The sequence below is a fragment of the Pseudomonas koreensis genome (genome assembly GCF_036668835.1).
GTDB classification, from domain to species: domain Bacteria; phylum Pseudomonadota; class Gammaproteobacteria; order Pseudomonadales; family Pseudomonadaceae; genus Aquipseudomonas; species Aquipseudomonas koreensis_I.
Genome location: NZ_JAZEVW010000018.1, coordinates 1 through 21,046, shown reverse-complemented (window position 1 = coordinate 21,046; position 21,046 = coordinate 1). Strand labels below are relative to the sequence as shown.

The 21,046-nt window shown below is 60.5% G+C and carries 13 protein-coding genes; 7 read left to right on the top strand and 6 right to left on the bottom strand.

All coding sequences use genetic code 11. The features are described from left to right. Positions 1-7 precede the first annotated feature (7 nt). The gene (locus V6F91_RS26900; protein WP_332769844.1) at positions 8-3,298 is read left to right on the top strand and encodes an SNF2-related protein; all 3,291 of its coding nucleotides are present in this window, start codon (positions 8-10) and stop codon (positions 3,296-3,298) included. A gap of 129 nt (positions 3,299-3,427) precedes the next feature. On the opposite strand, the gene V6F91_RS26895 is transcribed toward V6F91_RS26900, so the two are convergent. The 3 genes from V6F91_RS26895 to mfd are packed head-to-tail and all read right to left on the bottom strand — an operon-like array spanning position 3,428 to position 10,155. After that, positions 3,428-6,118 carry a DEAD/DEAH box helicase gene (locus V6F91_RS26895; RefSeq protein ID WP_332769842.1) on the bottom strand — a complete coding sequence of 897 codons (2,691 nt, stop codon included), beginning with the start codon at positions 6,116-6,118 and terminating at the stop codon, positions 3,428-3,430. Positions 6,119-6,129: 11 nt separating this feature from the next. Continuing rightward, the gene (locus V6F91_RS26890; protein ID WP_332769840.1) at positions 6,130-6,696 is read right to left on the bottom strand and encodes a CsiV family protein; all 567 of its coding nucleotides are present in this window, start codon (positions 6,694-6,696) and stop codon (positions 6,130-6,132) included. Positions 6,697-6,705: 9 nt separating this feature from the next. Continuing rightward, a complete protein-coding gene (gene mfd / locus V6F91_RS26885; RefSeq protein ID WP_332769837.1) occupies positions 6,706-10,155 on the bottom strand; it encodes a transcription-repair coupling factor in 3,450 nt (1,149 codons plus the stop codon). A 354-nt stretch (positions 10,156-10,509) separates the two neighbouring features. Between mfd and V6F91_RS26880 the strand changes: the two genes are divergently transcribed. Beyond that, the gene (locus tag V6F91_RS26880) at positions 10,510-11,973 is read left to right on the top strand and encodes a glyceraldehyde-3-phosphate dehydrogenase (RefSeq protein ID WP_332769835.1); all 1,464 of its coding nucleotides are present in this window, start codon (positions 10,510-10,512) and stop codon (positions 11,971-11,973) included. Positions 11,974-12,141: 168 nt separating this feature from the next. Here V6F91_RS26880 and V6F91_RS26875 read toward each other — a convergent pair whose 3' ends face one another. Further along, positions 12,142-13,443 carry an MFS transporter gene (locus tag V6F91_RS26875; protein WP_332769833.1) on the bottom strand — a complete coding sequence of 434 codons (1,302 nt, stop codon included), beginning with the start codon at positions 13,441-13,443 and terminating at the stop codon, positions 12,142-12,144. 75 nt (positions 13,444-13,518) lie between these two features. Here V6F91_RS26875 and V6F91_RS26870 point away from each other — a divergent pair, with 75 nt between their 5' ends. Then, on the top strand, positions 13,519-14,565 hold the full coding sequence (locus V6F91_RS26870) for an FAD:protein FMN transferase (protein ID WP_332769831.1): 1,047 nt from the start codon (positions 13,519-13,521) through the stop codon (positions 14,563-14,565). A gap of 201 nt (positions 14,566-14,766) precedes the next feature. Continuing rightward, a complete protein-coding gene (sthA, locus tag V6F91_RS26865) occupies positions 14,767-16,161 on the top strand; it encodes a Si-specific NAD(P)(+) transhydrogenase (RefSeq protein WP_090284726.1) in 1,395 nt (464 codons plus the stop codon). Positions 16,162-16,203: 42 nt separating this feature from the next. Here the strand turns inward: sthA and V6F91_RS26860 are convergent, their stop codons facing one another. Further along, positions 16,204-16,926 (bottom strand): glycerophosphodiester phosphodiesterase, encoded by a 723-nt coding sequence (locus tag V6F91_RS26860; protein ID WP_332769828.1) that lies wholly within the window; start codon positions 16,924-16,926, stop codon positions 16,204-16,206. Positions 16,927-16,940: 14 nt separating this feature from the next. Then, a complete protein-coding gene (locus V6F91_RS26855) occupies positions 16,941-17,522 on the bottom strand; it encodes a PilZ domain-containing protein (protein WP_332769826.1) in 582 nt (193 codons plus the stop codon). A gap of 94 nt (positions 17,523-17,616) precedes the next feature. On the opposite strand from V6F91_RS26855, the gene V6F91_RS26850 reads away from it, so the two are divergent. The 3 genes from V6F91_RS26850 to V6F91_RS26840 all read left to right on the top strand — a co-directional run bounded on the left by V6F91_RS26850 (position 17,617) and on the right by V6F91_RS26840 (position 20,864). Then, positions 17,617-18,867 carry a lipoprotein-releasing ABC transporter permease subunit gene (locus V6F91_RS26850; protein WP_258448542.1) on the top strand — a complete coding sequence of 417 codons (1,251 nt, stop codon included), beginning with the start codon at positions 17,617-17,619 and terminating at the stop codon, positions 18,865-18,867. Next, positions 18,860-19,558, top strand: a complete 699-nt coding sequence (gene lolD / locus V6F91_RS26845) for a lipoprotein-releasing ABC transporter ATP-binding protein LolD (RefSeq protein WP_093099885.1) — start codon at positions 18,860-18,862, stop codon at positions 19,556-19,558. Before V6F91_RS26850 ends, lolD begins: the two co-directional genes overlap by 8 nt. A 61-nt stretch (positions 19,559-19,619) precedes the next feature. Further along, positions 19,620-20,864, top strand: coding sequence for a lipoprotein-releasing ABC transporter permease subunit (locus V6F91_RS26840; RefSeq protein WP_332769821.1), 1,245 nt, complete (start codon positions 19,620-19,622; stop codon positions 20,862-20,864). The last annotated feature ends 182 nt before the right edge of the window (positions 20,865-21,046 follow it).

Sequence of the window (21,046 nt, the reverse complement as noted above, 5' to 3'; positions counted from 1 at the left end):
ACTGTTCATGAGCGCGCTTATCGAGGAAATCCTTTCGCTGCCGTGGACCGACGCGTTCACGAGCAACGCGCTGGCCAAGGCTCGCGCTTATGCGCTCGAGGATCGCGTCGAGATCCTCGAAGTCAATGACAGGCAAATCACCGCATTCTGCGTCGGGTCCAATCAGACGGCCTATGAGCAAACCCTGTCCATAGCCAGGTACCGAGACGGGGGCGGGCTGCTTTGCTATTGCTCGTGTCCGGTCGGCTTCGACTGCAAGCATTGTGCGGCGGTGCTTTATTGTCTGGATATGAATGTCAGCGAAGTCTCCGGGCAGGAGGCCTCGGTTGAGCTCGGTCGCTCACTCGAGCATTGGCTGTCCACCATTCCCGCGACCGACCAGCCTGCCGAGGAAACTTCGCAAGCGGCGAGCACGCGGCTGTTTTATCAACTGAAGGCTTCACCGGTTGCCGGCAAGTGGCAGCTGGATATATTCAAGGTTTATCAGCTCAAGAGCGGTGAGCTGCGCGACGTCAAACCGTTGTACTCGCTGTCGGACCTGCTGATGCGCCAGCCCGGTTACCTGACCGAGCAGGATCTGCGCATTGCCCGTCTGCTGGTGGCAATGCACTCCCATCACGCCTATTACAGCGGTTATCCGCTGGAGGGCAGCAGCGGTGCCGAACTGCTGGAAATGCTTTTGCGCACGTCCCGGCTGTTCCTCGACTTTCAAACCTTGCAGCCGCTGACGGCGGGCGCCAGCCGCAATGCGCAATTTGCCTGGGCTGAGCAGGCTGACGGCAGTTATCGCCCGCAATGGACAAGCGCTGAGGCGCCGGTGGAAACCGTGCTCGCACTGGAGCCTCTTTATTATCTGGATCGCGAGCAGCGCCAGATCGGTGTGTTAGTCAATGATCTTGATGAGAAGCTGGCCTGCCACCTCGCCCTGGCACCGGAAATTCCGGCGCACCAGGCGCTGCAGTTCAGCCATCGCATGAGCGCGGCCACTCAAGTGGCACCGCCGAAAAAGCTGACGGAAAGGATCGTTGAGGATGTGGCTCCCCAAGGCTATTTGCTCCTGGCGAGCGGCAAACGCTACACGCGCTGGGAATACGAGCCAGAGCACCGTGCCGCGTTGCTGTTCACCTACGATGGCCATCCGGCGCAGGATCGTAACCAGGAAGTCATGATCCTGTCGGGCGCCGAAACCCAGCGGATTCAACGCCAACCGGCTGCCGAAAAAGCCTTGCGTCAACAACTGCAAAAACACGGCTTCAAGAAAGCCTCGCGCAAAAGCAGCATCGATCTTCCAGGTGAGATGTTCACGCTGCCCGATGATTCTGCGTGGCTGACCTTTGCCCAGCAGGGTATCCCGGTCTTGCGCGAGGCTGGCTGGGAGGTCGATGTCAGCAGCAATTTCCATTTCAACGTGGAGCCGGTCGAAGACTGGTACGCCGAGATCGAAGAGGATACCGGTCGGCAGTGGTTCGATTTGCAGCTGGGCATCGTCGTTAATGGCGAGCGCCACAGCCTGTTGCCGATTCTTCTGCATCTGCTGCGTAGCCAGCCACAGTTGCTTGATCCTGTTTCCCTGGCAGAGCGCGGTGACGATGAGCTGTTGTTGGTTGAGTTGAGGGGCGGGCTGATTGGTGCTGCCGACGGTGGCAAAGTCGCACTGCCTTACGGCCGGGTCAAACCGCTGATGGCCACGCTGAGTGAGTTGTATCTCGGCGGCCGCCGCGTTGAAAGCTTGCGTTTGAGCGCTCCGGATGCGGCACGTCTGACGCTGCTCGACGGGGTGCCTCTGACCTGGCAGGGCGGCGAACGCCTGCGCAGTTTTGCCAGGCGTATACGCGAATCGACTTACACCCCGGTCACAGCACCTGCCGGCCTCAACGCGCAGTTGCGCCCGTATCAACTCGAAGGCCTGAACTGGATGCAGACCCTGCGCGAGCTGGGGGTGGGCGGCATTCTCGGCGATGATATGGGACTGGGCAAAACCCTGCAGACCCTGGCACACCTGCTGACGGAAAAACAGGCCGGGCGTCTCGATCGTCCGGCGTTGGCGGTGATGCCCACCAGCCTGATTCCCAACTGGCTGGACGAGGCGCAGCGCTTCACCCCGCAACTCAAGGTGCTGGCGCTGCACGGATCGGCCCGGCAGAAGGATTTCGCCAGCCTGACCGAATACGATCTGGTGCTGACCACCTATGCGTTGCTGCCACGGGATCTGGAAGTGCTGCAGTCGCAGCCGTGGAGCGTGTTGATTCTCGACGAAGCGCAGAACATAAAGAACCCGGTAAGCAAGGCCGCCCAGGCTGCCCGCGATTTGCAGGCCGGTCAGCGCCTGTGCCTGAGTGGCACGCCGCTGGAAAACCACTTGGGCGAGCTGTGGTCGCAGTTCCACTTCCTGATGCCGGGTTGGCTGGGCGACAGCAAAACCTTCAATCGCGACTACCGTACGCCGATCGAAAAACACGGCAATGCCGGGCGCATGCAGCACCTGACCGCGCGGATAAAACCGTTCCTGCTGCGCCGCAAGAAAGATCAGGTGGCCACCGAGTTGCCGCCGAAAACCGAAATCGTGCATTGGGTCGAACTCAGCGATGGTCAGCGCGATGTCTATGAAACCGTGCGCGTGGCCATGGACAAAAAGGTCCGCGACGAAATCGCCCGCAGCGGCGTCGCGCGCAGCCAGATCATCATTCTCGATGCCTTGCTCAAGCTGCGTCAGGTCTGCTGCGACCTGCGGCTGATCAACACGCCGCTGTCGGCCAAGGCGCTGCGTTCCGGCAGCGGCAAGTTGATCAGTTTGATGGAAATGCTCGAAGAGCTGCTTGGCGAAGGGCGGCGGATTCTGCTGTTCTCGCAATTCACCTCGATGCTCGCATTGATCGAGCAAGAGTTGCAGCAGCGCGGGATCGGCTATTCGCTGCTGACCGGCGACACTACCGATCGACGCACGCCGGTGAAGGATTTTCAGGGTGGCAAGGTGCCGCTGTTTTTGATCAGCCTCAAGGCCGGCGGCACTGGTTTGAACCTGACCGCCGCCGACACGGTGATTCACTTCGATCCGTGGTGGAACCCGGCGGTGGAAAATCAGGCCACCGATCGGGCCTATCGCATCGGGCAGAACAACCCGGTGTTCGTCTACAAGCTGATTGCCCGGGGCACGGTGGAAGAAAAAATCCAGGCGTTGCAGCAAGAGAAGGCTGCGCTGGCCGGGGCGGTGCTGGAAGGCGGTACGACGGGTGGTTTCAAATTGGAGCAGGGCGATATCGAGGCGCTGTTTGCGCCGTTGCCTGTTTCCAGGGATTGAGGTTCAGGGTTTGAACCGAGTCGGGACCCTTCGCGAGCAGGCTCGCTCCCACACTGAATCCAGATTCACTGGAGATCCAATGTGGGAGCGAGCCTGCTCGCGAAAGGAATCTAGCCAGCGACGCAAATCTCAGCGCTTGTCGATCTTGTCCGGCAACGGCGCAAACAACGCTTCAATATCATCGCTCTGCAATTTCCAGTCCCCGGCCTTGCGCCCATCCAGCACTCCCGCGGCGAGGTCGGACTTTTCCTTCTGCAGGTGCTGAATTTTCTCTTCCACGGTGCCGCGGGCAATCATCTTGTACACGAAGACCGGTTTTTCCTGGCCGATCCGGTACGCCCGGTCTGTCGCCTGATTCTCGGTCGCCGGGTTCCACCACGGGTCGTAGTGAATCACCGTGTCCGCCTCGGTCAGGTTCAAACCCACACCGCCGGCCTTCAGACTGATCAGAAAGATCTGACGCTTGCCGCTCTGAAATTCCTTCACCGGTGTGCGCCGATCACGGGTCTGGCCGGTCAGCAGTGCGTAGGCGATCTTGCGTTTTTTCAGTTCGTCTTCGATCAGCGCGAGCATCGAGGTGAATTGGGAAAACAGCAAAATCCGCCGACCTTCCTCAAACAACTCTTCGAGCATTTCCATCAAGCTGTCGAGCTTGCCCGAGGTGCTGCCGCGGGCGGGCAGGGTGGCGTCGTTGACCAGGCGCAGATCGCAGCAGACCTGACGCAGCTTGAGCAGTGCTTCAAGAATGATGATCTGGCTGCGCGCCACGCCTTTGCGAGTGATCTCGTCGCGGACTTTCTTGTCCATGGCCAGGCGCATGGTTTCGTAGACGTCGCGTTGCGCTTCGTTGAGATCGACCCAGTGGATGATCTCGGTTTTCGGCGGCAACTCGGTCGCCACCTGCTCTTTGGTGCGGCGCAGCAGAAACGGTTTGATTCGACCGTTGAGGTGCTGAAGTCTGACTTCACTGCCGCGCTTTTCAATCGGCACGCGGTAATCGGCGTTGAAGCTTTTCACGTCACCGAGCCAGCCCGGCAGCAGAAAGTGGAACAGCGACCACAGTTCACCCAGGTGGTTTTCCAGCGGCGTGCCGCTCAGGCACAGGCGTTGGCGCGCGTTCAATTCGCGGGCGGCTTGTGCCGCTTTGCTGTTGGGATTCTTGATGTACTGCGCTTCATCCAGCACCAAGACGTGCAGCGGCTGTTTCGCCAGACGTTCGACGTCCTTGGGCAGCAGCGCGTAGGTGGTCAGGATCAGGTCGAAATCCGCGAGCTGATCAAAGTGCTTTTTGCGAGTGGCGCCATACAGCGCGACCACTTTCAATTGCGGCGTGAAGTGCGCAGCTTCGTCGAGCCAGTTGGGGATCAGGCTGGTCGGCATCACCACCATGCACGGCCGATCAAGGCGTCCGGCGTTTTTCTCGCTGAGAATATGCGCCAGGGTCTGTAGGGTTTTGCCCAGCCCCATGTCATCCGCGAGAATCCCGCCGACTTCCAGTTGCCGCAGCGATTGCATCCAGCTCAAGCCTTCGAGCTGATAGGGGCGCAAGGTCGCATTAAGACCCTCTGGCGCTTCAGCACTGAAGTCGCGGATGTCGCGCAAGCGCTGGGCGAACGTGCGGATCTGCTCGCCGCCTTCCCATAGCAGCGGGATGCCCTCCAGCGAATTGAGGCGCGTGGCATCGGCCTTGCTCAGACGCAGGGTGGTTTCACCGGGCTCCTGCAAATAGAACTCGCCCAGCGTCATCAACACCGGTTTCAAACGGCCGAGCGGCAGCGCCACCTGCAGTGGCCCGTGCTCGCTGTTGCGCTGCGGAATGTTGACCAGAATCAGCTCGTCATCGCGACGGCGGGCCAGGCGTTCCGGGTTGAGGATTTCTGCGTGCGAGCGCATCAGGTTGAGCAGGATCGGCAGCAGACTCAGGCGTTCGCCGTTGACGATGATGCCCAGTTCCAGATCGAACCAGTCACGCTCCGGCGCCTGTTCGACGGTGGCGTACCAGTCATCCACGGCGGTCAGGTCGAAGCCGAATTCTTCATCGATCTGAAGTTCCCAGCCCTGACTGCGCAACTTCGGCAGGTCATTGAGCGTGAAGGTCAGCCAGGCGCTGTCGTTGACCATTTCGTACAGTTCGCCGGCGCTTTCCGGCAGGGCTTTGCTCTGGCGGGTGGCGATGCGAAAGCCGAGAATGCGCAACTGCTCGCGGTAGGACTGCTCGACGTCGGGGTGGCGTTTGACGCGCAGGGTCTGGGTGTCCTGACGAATCAGGATGTCGCTGTTTTTCTGTCCGCTGACGTACTCGTCCAGATAACTGAACGACAGCGCCGCACGGTGCTGGATATAGCGCTGCATGCGCCCGTTGCGTGGTTCGAAGGCGCTGAACTCGACGCTGGCCAGCCACAGGCGGGGCAACGGTTGCACATTATCGACCAGCACTTGTGGCGGCGCTTTCGGGCCGCGGTTTTCCAGCACTGCCTGAAGTTTTTCCAGCAACTCGGCGTCTTTGGCGGCAGCGGGGTAATCGAGGGTTTCCTGGACTTTCAGCAGCACCGCCGCACAGTGTTTGCAGTTGTTGCGAACAGGACAGGTGCAACCGGCGTCGACCAGCAATAAGGTGCCTTTGGCCGACTCGCGCAGGTGAATGGTCTGACGATAGACACTGCCGCCAGAGCCTTCGCAACTGGCGGTGATGGTCGCATCGCCGACCTGAGCGATGCGCACGCGGTTTTCCAGGGCATAGCGGCGGCCGCGCTCAAGGCTCTGTTCCTTGAACCGGCTGACCCAAGAGGGTGCCAACGGTTTGCTCAGGGGCGGTGACATAGGGACTTCGATCAGTCCGGTACGACTTCAGGCGCTTCCCGTGGCGCAGGTGCGGTCAGGGAAGTGATCTTGATCAGCAGGGCCAGGTGGCCATTGTCGAGGTAATTGAGCTGGCCATTCTTGGTGTGGCTGTCCTGTTTCAGGCGCTCACTGGCGGTGACCAGGCCATTGGCGTCGATCTGATTGACCCAGAAATCGGCGCTCACATCGGTGAAGCGGCCGAGTTTCATTTCCAGCGTACCCTCGATCGGGAACTGCCCGAATTGCTCCTGACCGTCGCTGACTGCAACTTTGGCCGGCGTTTCGCCCAGGGTCTGCTGCCAGGCTTTGTGCAGCAATACGCTGTAGTCACCGCTGGCACCGAGTTTGCTGACCACGTCGTTCAGCGCTGGCGTGCGTTGGCTGTCATCGCTCAAGCGCTGCGCGCCGGCGGCCCAGTCTTCCGGCGCGGCGCGGCTGACGATGGCGGGTACTGCATTCTGGCGCACCAGAATCATTTCGACCTGATAGGTATCGTCGGCAAATGCCGAAGGTGCTACCAAAGCGAGTAGCAAAGTCAGCGAGCGAAACAGGCGCATTGGGCGTCCTTAAACAGTTTTCGGGAGGAGGCGCTCAAACAGCGCCTCTACAGTATTAAAGCGCTCTTCCGGGCGTTCCATCGGTACCTGGAACTTGAACATCGTGGCGCCTTCGAATTTGTAGCGTTTTGGTTGCGTCTGGATCAGCTTGATCAGGGTCATCGGGTCCACTGGCGTCTGTGCCTCGAACTCGATACGCCCGCCTTGCGGGCCGCCGTCGACTTTCTTGATGCCGAGCTTTTCCGCCTGCAGTTTCAGTGCGGTGATACGCACCAGATTCTTGGTCGGCTCCGGTAGCAGGCCGAAACGGTCGATCATCTCGACCTGCAGATCTTTCAGGCCTTCTTCGTCGGTGGCCGAGGCGATGCGTTTATACAGAATCAGACGAGCGTGTACATCCGGCAGATAGTCTTCCGGAATTAGCGCCGGCACCCGCAGATTGACCTCTGGGCCGCCACCCAGCGGTTGATCGAGGTTGGGCTGCTCGCCCTTGCGGATCGATTTCACCGCGCGCTCGAGCATTTCCATGTACAGCGTAAAACCCACGGCCTGAATCTGCCCGCTCTGGCCATCGCCGAGCAACTCACCTGCGCCACGGATTTCCAGGTCGTTGGTCGCCAGCACAAAACCGGCGCCGAGGTCCTGGGTATTGGCGATCGCTTCCAGACGCTTTTCCGCGTCCGAAGTGATTTGCTGGCGCGGCGGCGTCAGCAGGTAGGCGTAAGCCTGGTGGTGACTGCGGCCGACGCGACCACGCAATTGATGCAGTTGCGCCAGGCCGAACTTGTCGGCGCGCTCGATGATGATGGTGTTGGCGCTCGGTACGTCGATACCGGTCTCGATGATGGTCGAAGCGATCAGCACGTTGAAACGCTTGTGATAGAAGTCGCTCATCACCTGTTCGAGTTCGCGCTCGCGCATCTGCCCGTGACCGATACCGATACGAGCTTCCGGCACCAGTTCGGCGAGGTCGGCGGCGCATTTCTCGATGGTCTTCACATCGTTGTGCAGGTAGTAAACCTGACCGCCACGCAGCAGTTCACGCAGCAGGGCTTCCTTGACCGTGCTCTTGTTCTGCTCCATGACGAAGGTGCGCACCGACAGGCGTCGCGCTGGCGGCGTGGCGATGATCGACAGGTCGCGCATGCCCGACACCGCCATGTTCAGCGTGCGCGGAATCGGCGTTGCGGTCAGGGTCAGGATGTCGACTTCGCTGCGCAGGGCCTTGAGCTGTTCTTTCTGGCGCACCCCGAAACGGTGTTCTTCGTCGATGATCACCAGCCCAAGGTTCTTGATCTTCACATCGTCGGACAGCAGCTTGTGCGTGCCGATGACGATGTCGATCTTGCCTTCGGCCAGATCAGCGATCGCCGCGTTGACTTCCTTGGCCGACTTGAAGCGGCTCATCACTTCCACGGTCACCGGCCAGTCGGCAAAACGGTCGCGGAAGCTGTTGTAGTGCTGCTGGGCGAGGAGGGTGGTCGGCACTAGAATCGCCACCTGCCGACCGCCGTGCACGGCAATGAACGCTGCGCGCATCGCCACTTCGGTCTTGCCGAAGCCGACGTCGCCGCAGACCAGGCGGTCCATCGGTTTCGGCGCGAGCATGTCTTCGCGCACCGCTTCGATGGTCGATTGCTGATCGGGGGTTTCTTCGAACGGGAAGCCAGCACTGAACGTCGCGTAATCGGCTTTCGGGTCGGCGAACGCGTAGCCTTCACGGGCGGCGCGACGGGCATAGATGTCGAGCAGTTCGGCGGCGACGTCGCGTACTTGTTCGGCGGCTTTGCGCTTGGCTTTCTGCCAGGTTTCCGAGCCGAGGCGATGCAGCGGTGCCAGCGAGTCGTCGCTGCCGGTATAACGTGCGATCAGGTGCAGGTTGGCCACCGGCACGTAGAGCTTGGCGTTCTCGGCGTATTCCAGGGTGAGGAATTCGGCGGCCTGATTGTCGATTTCCAGAATCGTCAGGCCCAGGTAGCGGCCGACACCGTGGTCGATGTGCACCACCGGCGCGCCTTCACGCAGTTCGGTGAGGTTCTTGATCACCGCGTCATTGCTGACGTCGCTGCGTTTTTCTCGACGGCGGCGCTGCATGACGCGCTGACCGAACAGCGGACTTTCCGCAACCAGCGCCAGCGCCGGATCGTCGAGCGCCATACCTTCATCCAGTGGCGCGATGGTGATTGCCAGACGATCTTTGCTTGCAACGAAGTCCGGCCAGCTGTCGACGGTTTTCGGTCGCAGCTTCAGGCGCTCGAGCAACTCCAGCAACACTTCGCGACGACCGGCGGATTCGGCGGTGAACAGCACCCGACCGGGGAACTCATCAAGGAACGCGGCGAGAGCGGCCAGCGGTTGTGTGGCTTTGGCTTCGATCGCCAGATCCGGCAGCGCGTGCGCCGGGAAACGTTCGCGGCCGACCCCGGTTTCCACATCCTGCTGGCTGGCCACCACGCGCGGCCAGGTCTTCAGGCGAGCGAAACAGTCTTCGACCGGCAGGAACAATTCGGCCGGTGGCAATAAAGGACGCGAAGGATCGACGCGGCGTTCTTCATAACGATTGCGCACGTCGTTCCAGAAATTCTCCGCCGCTTGCTCGATACCCGGCAGCGAAAACACCTGAGTGTCCTGCGGCAGGTAATCGAACAGCGTCGAGGTTTCGTCGAAAAACAGCGGCAGGTAGTACTCGATACCGGCCGGTGTGATGCCGCTGCTGAGGTCCTGAAAGATCGGGCAGCGGCGAAAATCGACGTCAAAGCGCTCACGGAAACGCGCCTTGAAGCGAGTAACCGCATCTTTTTGCAGCGGGAATTCCCGCGCCGGCAGCAGCTTGACCGACTCGACCTTGTCGATCGAACGCTGGGTTTCCGGATCGAAGGTGCGCAGGGTTTCGATTTCGTCGTCGAACAGATCGATGCGATAGGGCAGTTTGCTGCCCATCGGGAACAGATCGATCAGTGCGCCACGCACGGTGAATTCGCCGTGCTCATAAACCGTGTCGACGTAGCGATAGCCGCTGGCTTCAAGCCGCGCGCGCATCTGCTCGACGTCGAGCTTCTGGCCGATATCCAGCACCAGACTGCTGCCGAGCAGGAAGCGGGTCGGCGCCAGTCTATGCAAGGCCGTGGTGATCGGCACCACCAGCACGCCATGCGCCAGTTCCGGCAGCCGGTACAAGCTGGCGATACGCTGGGAAATGATGTCCTGGTGCGGCGAGAACAGGTCGTAGGGCAGGGTTTCCCAGTCGGGGAAATGCAGAACGGGCAAATCCGGGGCGAAGAAACTCAGCTCCTGTTCCAGCCGTTCAGCACTCTGGCTGTCGGCGGTCAGTAGCAGGGTGAAGCGCTTGGCAGCGCTGGCAGCCTCGGCAATCGCCAGACTGAGGGCAGCACCGGGCAGATTGCCCCAGTGCTGTTTGCCTGCCTCGGCAGGGAGTAGCGGTAGACGCAGAACAGGCACGGAAGGTTGAGCTCCAGGCTTTGCGACAAAGTCGGTAATTGTAGCGGCGTCGGGTGCTGGCTGTCAGTTGCAGACTGCGTCTATCTTCGCTGTTTTGACGAAATGTAGTGGTAACCATAAAAACGAGCAGTTTTTAGAGGGTTATGTAGTGCGGAAACCGGGTGCTGTTACGGAGGGTTACAGACATCGTCTAACACTCGTCGAAAAATTGACTGCGCTGCAGGCCGCGGTTTTACTGGGCTGGCGCGGGGCGTAATTTTTTTGAACGGAAATTTGTTACCGATTGCACGACCAGCGCGCATTGCTACGGCAGGTTGTCGGCGGCATAATGTAGCCCCTTTTTTCTGCCCCTACATGTGGAAGGTTACCGTGACTCAGAAGCCCGACCAGTGTCTTGGTGAATGGATCGACCGTGAAGCACTCGCAGAAGCGATGATTCCGCTTATCGGTCAGCTCTACCGCAATAACAACGTGGTGAGCTCGATCTATGGCCGCAGTCTGATCAACCAGTCTGTCATCGCGATTCTCAAAGCTCACCGCTTTGCTCGCCACCGTTCTTCCGACGACAGCGAACTCTCCGTCCACGAAACATTCCCGCTGCTCAAAGCCATGAGCGAGCTCAAGCTCGGCGCGGCTTCGGTGGATCTGGGCAAGCTGGCGTTCAAATTCCGTAACGAAGGCAATGGCCGCAGCGCCGAGCAGTTCGTTCGCGAAGAAATGGCTGACGTGGTTGGTCAGCAGAACGCTTCCGCACGTAAAGGCACCGACGTTGTGCTGTACGGCTTCGGTCGTATCGGCCGCCTGCTGGCGCGCATCCTGATCGAAAAAACCGGTGGTGGCGACGGCCTGCGTCTGCGCGCCATCGTCGTGCGCAAAGGCGCCGAAAACGACCTGACCAAACGCGCCAGCCTGCTGCGTCGCGATTCGGTACACGGTTCGTTCAACGGCACCATTACCATCGACGAAGAAAACAACACCATCACCGCCAACGGTAACCTGATCCAGGTGATCTACGCGAAGAACCCGACCGAGGTGGATTACACCCAGTACGGCATCAAAGACGCGCTGCTGGTGGACAACACCGGTGTATGGCGTGACGCCGATGGCCTCGGTCAGCACCTGGCCTGCCCGGGTATCGACCGCGTTGTTCTGACTGCGCCTGGCAAGGGCAAGCTGAAGAACATCGTTCACGGCATCAACCACGGTGAAATCACCGCTGACGACAGGATCGTGTCTGCGGCTTCCTGCACCACCAACGCCATCGTGCCGGTGCTCAAAGCTGTAAATGACAAGTTCGGCATCATCAACGGTCACGTCGAAACCGTTCACTCGTACACCAACGACCAGAACCTGATCGACAACTTCCACAAGGGCGATCGCCGTGGCCGCAGCGCCGCGCTGAACATGGTGATCACCGAGACCGGTGCAGCCACCGCTGCTGCCAAGGCCCTGCCTGAGCTGGCCGGCAAGCTGACCGGTAACGCGATCCGTGTCCCGACGCCAAACGTGTCGATGGCCATTCTCAACCTCAACCTTGAGAAAGCCGCCACCCGTGAAGAGATGAACGAGTACCTGCGCTACATGGCGCTGCACTCCGAGCTGCACAAGCAGATCGACTTCGTCAATTCGCAGGAAGTGGTGTCCACCGACTTTGTTGGCTCGCGCCACGCCGGTGTGGTCGACGCCGAAGCGACCATCGTTCAGGACAACCGCGTTGTGCTGTACGTCTGGTACGACAACGAATTCGGCTACAGCTGCCAGGTGGTTCGCGTGATGGAAGACATGGCTGATGTAAATCCGCCAGCGTTCCCGCGCTAAGCGATAGCTGCACATGAAAACGCCCCGACTTTGGTCGGGGCGTTTTTGTTTGTGTGCCTTAAGATGTGTGTTGTTGGTGCAGGCCCCTTCGCGAGCAGGCTCGCTCCCACAGGAAATTACTGAGCGACACGGATCCAGTGTGGGAGCGAGCCTGCTCGCGATGGCGTCCTATTGAGCGCCGCCGACTACCGCTGCTTGCGCGGTTCGCAGTTCATGCTTGTTGCCACGAAACAACACCAGTGTCGCAATCAACCCCAACACCGCCGCGCCGCTGAGCCAGATCCCCGGAGCAGCCTTGTTGTCCAGCACATGAATCAGATAAGTACACGCCGCTGGGGTGAAGCCGCCGAACGTCGCGGTCGCCAGGCTGTAGGCCAGCGAAAAGCCAGTGGTGCGCACTTCAACCGGCATGATTTCGGTCAGCGCCACGACCATCGCGCCGTTGTACGAACCGTAGAGGAACGACAGCCACAATTCGACGATCAGCAAATGGCTGAAACTCGGATTCGCCACCAGCCACGACAGCGCCGGGTACGCGGTCAGAATTGCCAGAAGGGTCGCCGCGAGCAGCAGCGGCTTGCGCCCGATCCGGTCGGACACCGAACCCATTACCGGCAGCCAGAAGAAGTTCGACAGGCCGATGCACACCGTCACCAGCAGCGCATCGAGATCGGACAGGTGTAGTTCAGCCTTGCCGAAGGTCGGGGTGTAGGCGGTGATCAGGTAGAAAGACACTGTGGTCATCACCACCAGCGCCATGCCGGCGATGACGATGCCAAAGTTCTGACCGATCGAGCGGACAATTTCGCGCAGGGTAGGGCGGTGTTTTCTAGCCTGGAACTCGGGTGTTTCCTCCAGCGAACGGCGAATGACGAAGATCACTGGCACAATCATGCAGCCGATCAGGAACGGCACGCGCCAGCCCCAGTCACCCATCTGCTCCGGGCTCAGCCAGTGGTTGAGGCCGACGCCGAGCAGTCCGGCGAAGACCACCGCCGCTTGCTGGCTGGCAGACTGCCAACTGACGAAAAAACCTTTGCGCCCCGGCGTGGAAATTTCCGCCAGATACACCGAAACACCGCCCAGCTCGACGCCCGCCGAGAAGCCTTGTAGCAAACGGCCGAACAGCACCAGCAGCGGCGCGGCAACGCCGAGCGTCGCATAGCCCGGCACGCAGGCGATCAGCACCGTACCGGCGGCCATCATTGCCAGAGTAATGATCAGGCCTTTGCGCCGACCGTGACGGTCGATATAGGCGCCGAGGAAAATTGCCCCGAGCGGGCGCATCAGGAAACCGGCGCCGAAGGTCGCCAGCGATAGCATCAGCGACGCGAAGGCGCTGTCGGTGGGAAAGAACGTCTTGGCGATGGCCGTGGCGTAAAAGCCGTAGACCATGAAGTCGAACATTTCGAGGAAGTTGCCGCTGACAACGCGAAAGATCGCTTTGCCGGTGCCCGGGGTGGTGGACATGGTCGGTTACTCACTGTTTCAATTTTATAAAAAGGCTTGCCGCCCGGCGGGAGCGCGCGGGCGCTGTAGTTCATAATGGCCGCCATGGTTTTGCGCAGAGATGAAGATTTGTTAACTGGACGCTGGGCGGGGCTTGTGATTTTAGTGGCGGTGTTGGTCGGCTGCGGCAATGGCGACACCCTGGAGGTGGTCGGCGGCGCAACCATGGGCAGCACGTGGTCGGTCAAATACGTGCGCCACGCTGGGCTTGCCGATCCCGCGCAGGTTCGCCGCGAAGTGGAGGCCATCCTCGGCGAAGTCGACCGTCAGCTGTCCACTTATCGCGTTGATTCGGACATCGAGCGTTTCAACGTTTTGCCGGCCGACAGTTGTCAGTCCATGCCGGCACCGCTGCTCGAATTGATCCGCGTCGGCGAAAAACTGTCGATAGAAAGCGAAGGGTCCTACGACCTCACCGTCGAGCCACTGTTGAATCTGTGGGGCTTCGGTCCGCAAGGCCGGGAGGAAAAAATTCCTTCCAGCGCTGCGGTCGCGGAGGTGATGCAGCGAGTCGGCCACCAACATCTGCGCATCGACGGCGAGCGGTTGTGCAAAGACTCGCCCGTCGAAGTCGACTTCAACAGCCTCGCCGCCGGTTACGCGGTTGATATCATCGCTGCCAGGCTGCAAGCGCTGGGCATCGACAATTACCTGGCCGAAGCCACGGGCGAGTTGAAGGCGCAGGGCAGCAAACCCGACGGTTCATCCTGGCGCATTGCGCTGGAAGCACCACGCGATGATCAGCAGGTCGCTGAGCGCGTCATTGATATCGACGGTTATGCTGTCTCCACCTCCGGCGACTACCGTAACTATTTTCTGCAAGGCGGCCGGCGCTATTCCCACACGTTCGATGCCCGCAGCGGTGCGCCTGTCCTGCACGACCTGGCGTCCGTCACGGTGATTCATCCTTCAGCGTTGATGGCCGATGGACTATCGACGCTGTTGCTGATTCTCGGCCCGCAAAGGGCGAGGGACTATGCCCAAACGCATGACATTGCTGCATTCTTTGTCGAGCGTGCCGATACAGGTTTTGTCATCCGCAGCAGTCCGGCATTCGAGCGGCTGGTTGGCGCAAAAAACTGACCGAAGACAACACGAAAGCTGGCGTTGTAGTGCAGGCAAAAGTAGCCTACGACGCGACCAAGGGTTAATGTGCGCGGCGTTGACGCTTCTATAGACTGTGTCCGGGTTCTGTACTGGCCCCCAATTGTTCCTTCGCGCCGCCGTTCGGCGTGATTTAGCCGCCGGTGCTGCTGGCACCGCGGCCTGTTCTGAGGAGTACGCATGGCTGTCTACAACTACGACGTGGTGGTACTGGGTTCCGGCCCGGCGGGAGAAGGCGCGGCAATGAACGCCGCCAAAGCGGGGCGCAAGGTCGCGATGGTCGACAGCCGTCGCCAGGTCGGCGGCAACTGCACCCACCTCGGCACCATCCCGTCCAAGGCACTGCGTCACTCGGTGCGGCAGATCATGCAGTTCAACACCAACCCGATGTTCCGCGCGATCGGCGAGCCACGCTGGTTCTCCTTCCCGGACGTGTTGAAAAGCGCCGAAAAAGTCATTTCCAAGCAAGTCGCTTCGCGCACCGGCTACTACGCCCGCAACCGCGTCGACGTGTTTTTCGGCACCGGCAGCTTCGCCGACGAGCAGACCATCGAAGTGGTCTGCGGCAATGGCGTCGTGGAAAAACTGGTGGCCAAGCACATCATCATCGCTACCGGTTCACGTCCTTATCGCCCAGCGGACATCGATTTCCACCACCCGCGTATCTACGATAGCGACACCATCCTCAGCCTCGGCCACACGCCGCGCAAACTGATCGTTTACGGCGCTGGCGTGATTGGCTGCGAATACGCTTCGATCTTCAGCGGTCTGGGTGTGCTGGTTGAGCTGGTTGATAACCGTGGGCAATTGCTGAGCTTCCTCGACTCGGAAATCTCCCAGGCGTTGAGCTACCACTTCAGCAACAACAACATCACCGTGCGCCACAACGAGGATTACGATCGCGTTGAAGGCGTCGACAACGGGGTGATCCTGCACCTCAAGTCCGGCAAGAAGATCAAGGCTGACGCCTTGCTCTGGTGCAACGGCCGTACCGGCAACACCGACCAGTTGGGGCTGGAAAACATCGGCGTCAAGGTCAACAGCCGTGGCCAGATCGAAGTCGACCAGAACTACCGAACCTGTGTAGAGAACATCTACGGTGCCGGCGACGTGATCGGCTGGCCGAGCCTGGCCAGTGCCGCTCACGACCAGGGCCGTTCGGCGGCGGGCAGCATCGTCGACAACGGCAGCTGGCGCTTCGTCAATGACGTGCCGACCGGCATCTACACCATCCCGGAGATCAGCTCGATCGGCAAGAACGAGCAGGAGCTGACCCAGGCGAAAGTGCCGTACGAAGTCGGCAAGGCGTTCTTCAAGAGCATGGCGCGGGCGCAGATCGCCGGCGAGCCGCAAGGCATGCTGAAGATCCTCTTCCACCGCGAAACCCTGGAAGTGCTGGGCGTGCACTGCTTCGGTTATCAGGCCTCAGAGATCGTCCACATTGGTCAGGCGATCATGAACCAGCCGGGCGAACTGAACACGCTGAAGTATTTCGTCAACACGACGTTCAACTACCCGACCATGGCCGAAGCCTATCGGGTAGCCGCGTACGACGGCCTCAACCGGCTTTTTTGACGGGCTCCGGCCGGTGGCCTGAGCCGGCCGGGGAGACCGATTTCAGCAATTCTCAAGGGTGGCAGTGGCCAAACCGGGAAAGTCTGTAATCAGGCTGTCAACGCCGAAGTCGGCGAGTCTGCGCATCAGCGCAGGCTCGTTGACGGTCCACACCGACACATGCAGCCCCTGACGCTGCGCCTTCTGCAGGCGTTCCGGCGTACACAGTGTCCAGTTCAGCGCGAGAATGTCGCAGCCATAGCTCGCCGCGACCTTCAACGGGTCGAGCCAGGCGTATTCGGCGACCAGTCCACGCGACACATCCGGCACCAGATCCAGCGCCGCTTTCAGCACTTCCCGCGAACTCGAGGTGATCGTCACCTTGTCCAGCAGGCCATGCCTTTGAGCCATTTCGCGAATCGCCAGCACGGTGGTTGCCGCGCGGGTGCGTGAAGCGCTTTTGACTTCCAGCTGCCAATGCTCGAAATCACACTTTTCGAACAGCTCTTCCAGCGTCGGAATCGGGCACGGTTTGACCCAGCCCGGCCCGCCCTTGCGCGCGTCGTAGGTGACCAGCTCGGCAGCGGTGTGCTCGACCACCTTGCCGCGCCGGTCGGTGGTGCGCTTGAGCGTCGGGTCATGGATGACCATCAACTCGCCGTCCTTGGACAAGTGCAGGTCCAGTTCGCAGCGGCGCACGCCATGCGCAAGACAGGCCTGAAAACTGCTCAGGGTGTTTTCCGGTGCTTCGCCCTTGGCGCCGCGGTGGCCGTAGATAAGGGTCACGTTTCTTCCTTAAGTTAAATGCCTGATTCGTTCTGTTCACGGGCCAGGCGTCGTTCCTGGGCCTGCTTTTGCAAGATGTAGCGGGCCAGCAATTGGCGCTGGGCGTCGGTCAAGTGTTCGAACTCGGTGCCGACGTCGTAGCCACCACCCTTGGGATCACAGTGAGTGACCCGGGCGCGCAGCAGCAGGCCCAGGGCCTGTGGCATCAGCACCAGCTTCACCGACAGGTGCGCGCCGGTGGCGATAGGCGTGGGATATTGAAAGTCGATCCCGCCTTCGGAGATGATCACCGGTTGCGGCTCGCCGATGTGGCCGAGCACGGTCAGGGCGACCACCTGGCTGAGCAGGTCGATGCGTTTGTTCTGTGATTTGAGGAACGCAGCGATGGCGCGGTCGCGCTCGCTGATCTGGCGCAACAGGTGCTGCGACTCGAATTCGCTCAGGTGCAGTTCGCTGAGCAGGTTGAAGAGTGGGGAAGCATCCTGCAACACTTCCTCGCCTGCGGCTTCAGGAGCGGACAGGGGCCGAATTTCCAGTGCGATCATGTCCTCGATACGGTAGTATTCGCGGCGATCTTCTTCATCTAATGTCGACATGGCGAACCCATGGTAGCGGCGGTGGTCTGAGTGTAAAGCTGGTTATCGACCCCCGCCACAAGGACGTTCCTTTTCCCTCCGAACAAGCCCCGACATGTTCAGACCTCTCTTCGTATTTATCGGCACGCGTTATACCCGTGCAAAGCGTCGCAATCATTTTGTGTCCTTCATTTCCCTGACTTCGATGATCGGGCTCGCCCTTGGCGTGGTCGTGATGATCGTCGTGCTGTCGGTGATGAACGGCTTCGACCATGAGATGCGCACGCGCGTGCTGGGCATGGTGCCCCACGCCACCCTGGAAACCGGCGAGCCGATCAACGACTGGCAGAGCCTCGCGGCCAAGGTGAAACAGAATCGGCAGGTGGCGGCAGTAGCGCCGTTCACCCAGATGCAGGGCCTGCTGACCAATAACGGTCAGGTCTCCAAAGTGCTGCTCAACGCCATCGATCCTGCGCTCGAACGCAACGTGTCGATCATCGATAACTTCATGAAGCAAGGCAAACTCGACGACCTGACGCCCGGTAGCTTCGGCATCGTCATCGGCGACAAGGCCGCAACCAAGCTGGGCGTCGGCATCGGTGACAAGGTCACCTTCGTCGCGCCGGAAGTCAGCGTGACCCCGGCCGGGATGTTCCCACGCATGAAGCGCTTCACGGTGGTCGGTATTTTCCACGTCGGCGCCGGCGAGCTCGACGGTTATCTGGGCGTGACCAACCTGCAGGATCTGGCGAAGATGCATCGCTGGAAAGCCGATCAGGTGCAGGGCCTGCGCCTGAAGTTCGACGACCTGTTCCAGGCGCCGCGCGAGGCGTGGAACATTGCCCAGCAGCTCGGCGAAGACCGTTACTACGCCCGCGACTGGACCCGCACCCACGGCAATCTGTATCAGGCGATCCGCATGGAAAAAGCCATGATCGGTCTGCTGTTGCTGCTGATCGTTGCCGTCGCCGCGTTCAACATCATTTCCACGCTGGTGATGGTGGTCAACGACAAGAAGGGCGACATCGCCATCCTGCGCACATTGGGCGCGACACCGGGCACGATCATGCGCACGTTCATGGTGCAGGGCACGGTGATCGGCGTGGTCGGCACCGCAATCGGCGCGGTGGTCGGGATTTTCGCCGCGCTCAACGTCAGCGCGGCCATCGCCGCACTGGAAGGCCTGATCGGCCACAAATTCCTTAATGCTGACGTGTATTTCATCGATTATCTTCCTTCGCAGGTGCAGAGCCAGGACGTGGTCATGGTCTGCGCTGCTGCGTTGGTCCTGAGTTTCCTCGCCACCCTGTATCCCGCCTGGCGTGCCGCGCGCACCCAGCCGGCGGAGGCGTTACGTTATGAGTGAGTCGGGCATGAGTGAACAAGCAATTCTGAGCTGCCGCAACCTGGGCAAGTCCTATGAAGAAGGCCCGGAGTCGGTACAAGTGCTGGCCGGCCTGCAACTGGAGTTGCATCCGGGCGAGCGGGTGGCGATCGTCGGCAAGTCGGGTTCGGGCAAAAGTACTTTGCTCAACCTGCTCGGCGGCCTCGATACACCGACCCAGGGCAGCGTCTGGCTCGACGGCGAAGAGCTTTCGGCCCTGAGCGAGAAGAAGCGCGGCCTGCTGCGCAACCGCGCGCTCGGCTTTGTTTACCAGTTCCACCATTTGCTGCCGGAATTCACCGCGCTGGAAAACGTCTGCATGCCGCTGTTGATCGGCAAGACGGCGATTCCCGAAGCGCGTCAGCGTGCCACTGCCTTGCTGGAACGCGTCGGCCTCGGCCATCGCCTCGAACACAAGCCTTCGGAGCTGTCCGGCGGCGAACGCCAGCGTGTGGCCATCGCTCGGGCGCTGGTGAACAATCCTGGTCTGGTGATGCTCGACGAGCCGACCGGCAACCTCGATCTGCACACGGCCGAAGGTATTCAGGATTTGATGCTCGAACTGAGCACTTCGATGCGCACGGCGTTTCTGGTGGTGACTCACGACATGAATCTGGCCCGCCAGATGGATCGCGTCCTGCAGTTGCAGGAAGGCTGCCTCACGCCTATCTGACTGGTCGAAACCCGATGCCTGAGGGCGTCGGGTCTTTTATTTTTATACGGTGCCCCTGCGAATGTTCAGACCGTTATCGATCTTTATCGGCACGCGCTATACCCGCGCCAAGCGCCGCAATCGCTTTGTTTCGTTCATTTCGATGACTTCGATGATCGGCCTCGCTCTCGGCGTGCTGGCGATGATCGTGGTGCTGTCGGTGATGAACGGCTTCCAGCGCGAGATGAGCTCGCGCATCCTCGGCATGGTGCCGCACGCGACCATCGTCGGCGTCAAACCGATCGACGATTGGCAGCCGGTTGCCGCCGCCGCAATGAAAAACCCTGAAGTGACCGCCGCTGTGCCATTCACTGAAATGGAAGGCATGCTGTCCTACAAGGGTTCGATGCAGCCGATCCAGATCAGCGGCGTCGACCCGGCACAGGAAGGCAAGGTCTCGATCGTCGCCCAGCACATTGTGCAAGGCCGTCTCGATGCGTTGAAACCTGGCGAGTTCGGCGTGGTGATCGGTGAAATCACGGCGCGGCGTTTCCGCCTGAATGTCGGCGATAAAATCACTCTGATCGTCCCGGAAGTCAGCACCGCACCCGGCGGCATCACCCCGCGCATGCAGCGCTTGAACGTGGTCGGCGTGTTCAAGGTCGGCGCCGAGCTGGATGGCTCGATGGGTCTGATTCACGTCGCCGATGCCGCAACCATGCAGCACTGGCAGCCGAATCAGGTGCAGAGCGTGCGGCTGGCGGTCAAGGATCTTTATGCTGCGCCGAAGGTCTCCTCGGACATCGCCGCTGGCCTGGGCGCCGAGTTCAAGGCTGACGACTGGACCCACACCCAGGGCAGCCTGTTCAGCGCGATGAAAATGGAAAAAACCATGATCGGCCTGCTGTTGCTGATGATCGTCGCGGTGGCGGCATTCAACATCATCGCCACGCTGATCATGGTGGTGAACGACAAGGGCGCGGACATCGCCATTCTGCGCACCATCGGTGCTACGCCACGGCAGATCATGGCGATCTTCATGGTTCAGGGCACGGTGATCGGTATTGTCGGCACCATTATTGGCGGCGTGCTGGGCGTTATCGCCGCGCTGAACGTCAGCGAAATGGTCGGCTGGGTCGAGCGCGTCAGCGGGCAGCACATCTTCAGTCCGGACGTGTATTTCGTCAGCAACCTGCCTTCGGAATTGCAGGGCGGTGATGTGCTGTTGATCTGCTCGGCGGGCTTTGTTCTGAGCTTCCTGGCGACGGTGTACCCGGCGTGGCGGGCGGCGAAGATCGAGCCGGCTCACGCCCTGCGATATTCGTAACCGCTAGACCGCTTTCGCGAGCAGGCTCGCTCCCACAGGGGAAACGCATTTCAACTGTGGGAGATTCTATGGTTCATGCCTAGCCCCTAAACGCCTTTGGGTGAGTATTCGCTCTGGTTTTTCAACAGAGCAAATACCACCCGTGCAAGCTTGCGGGCTAGTGCGACCAGTGCTTGGGTAGT

Excerpts from the sequence above, each read along its gene's own strand:
- V6F91_RS26900 (WP_332769844.1), top strand. The coding sequence starts at position 8 with ATGAGCGCGCTTATCGAGGAAATCCTTTCGCTGCCGTGGACCGACGCG.
- V6F91_RS26870 (WP_332769831.1), top strand. The coding sequence starts at position 13,519 with ATGGCCGCCATGGTTTTGCGCAGAGATGAAGATTTGTTAACTGGACGC.
- lolD (WP_093099885.1), top strand. The coding sequence starts at position 18,860 with ATGAGTGAGTCGGGCATGAGTGAACAAGCAATTCTGAGCTGCCGCAAC.
- V6F91_RS26840 (WP_332769821.1), top strand. The coding sequence starts at position 19,620 with ATGTTCAGACCGTTATCGATCTTTATCGGCACGCGCTATACCCGCGCC.
- sthA (WP_090284726.1), top strand. The coding sequence starts at position 14,767 with ATGGCTGTCTACAACTACGACGTGGTGGTACTGGGTTCCGGCCCGGCG.
- V6F91_RS26890 (WP_332769840.1), bottom strand. The coding sequence starts at position 6,696 with ATGCGCCTGTTTCGCTCGCTGACTTTGCTACTCGCTTTGGTAGCACCT.
- V6F91_RS26895 (WP_332769842.1), bottom strand. The coding sequence starts at position 6,118 with ATGTCACCGCCCCTGAGCAAACCGTTGGCACCCTCTTGGGTCAGCCGG.
- V6F91_RS26855 (WP_332769826.1), bottom strand. The coding sequence starts at position 17,522 with ATGTCGACATTAGATGAAGAAGATCGCCGCGAATACTACCGTATCGAG.
- V6F91_RS26850 (WP_258448542.1), top strand. The coding sequence starts at position 17,617 with ATGTTCAGACCTCTCTTCGTATTTATCGGCACGCGTTATACCCGTGCA.
- V6F91_RS26875 (WP_332769833.1), bottom strand. The coding sequence starts at position 13,443 with ATGTCCACCACCCCGGGCACCGGCAAAGCGATCTTTCGCGTTGTCAGC.
- V6F91_RS26880 (WP_332769835.1), top strand. The coding sequence starts at position 10,510 with ATGTGGAAGGTTACCGTGACTCAGAAGCCCGACCAGTGTCTTGGTGAA.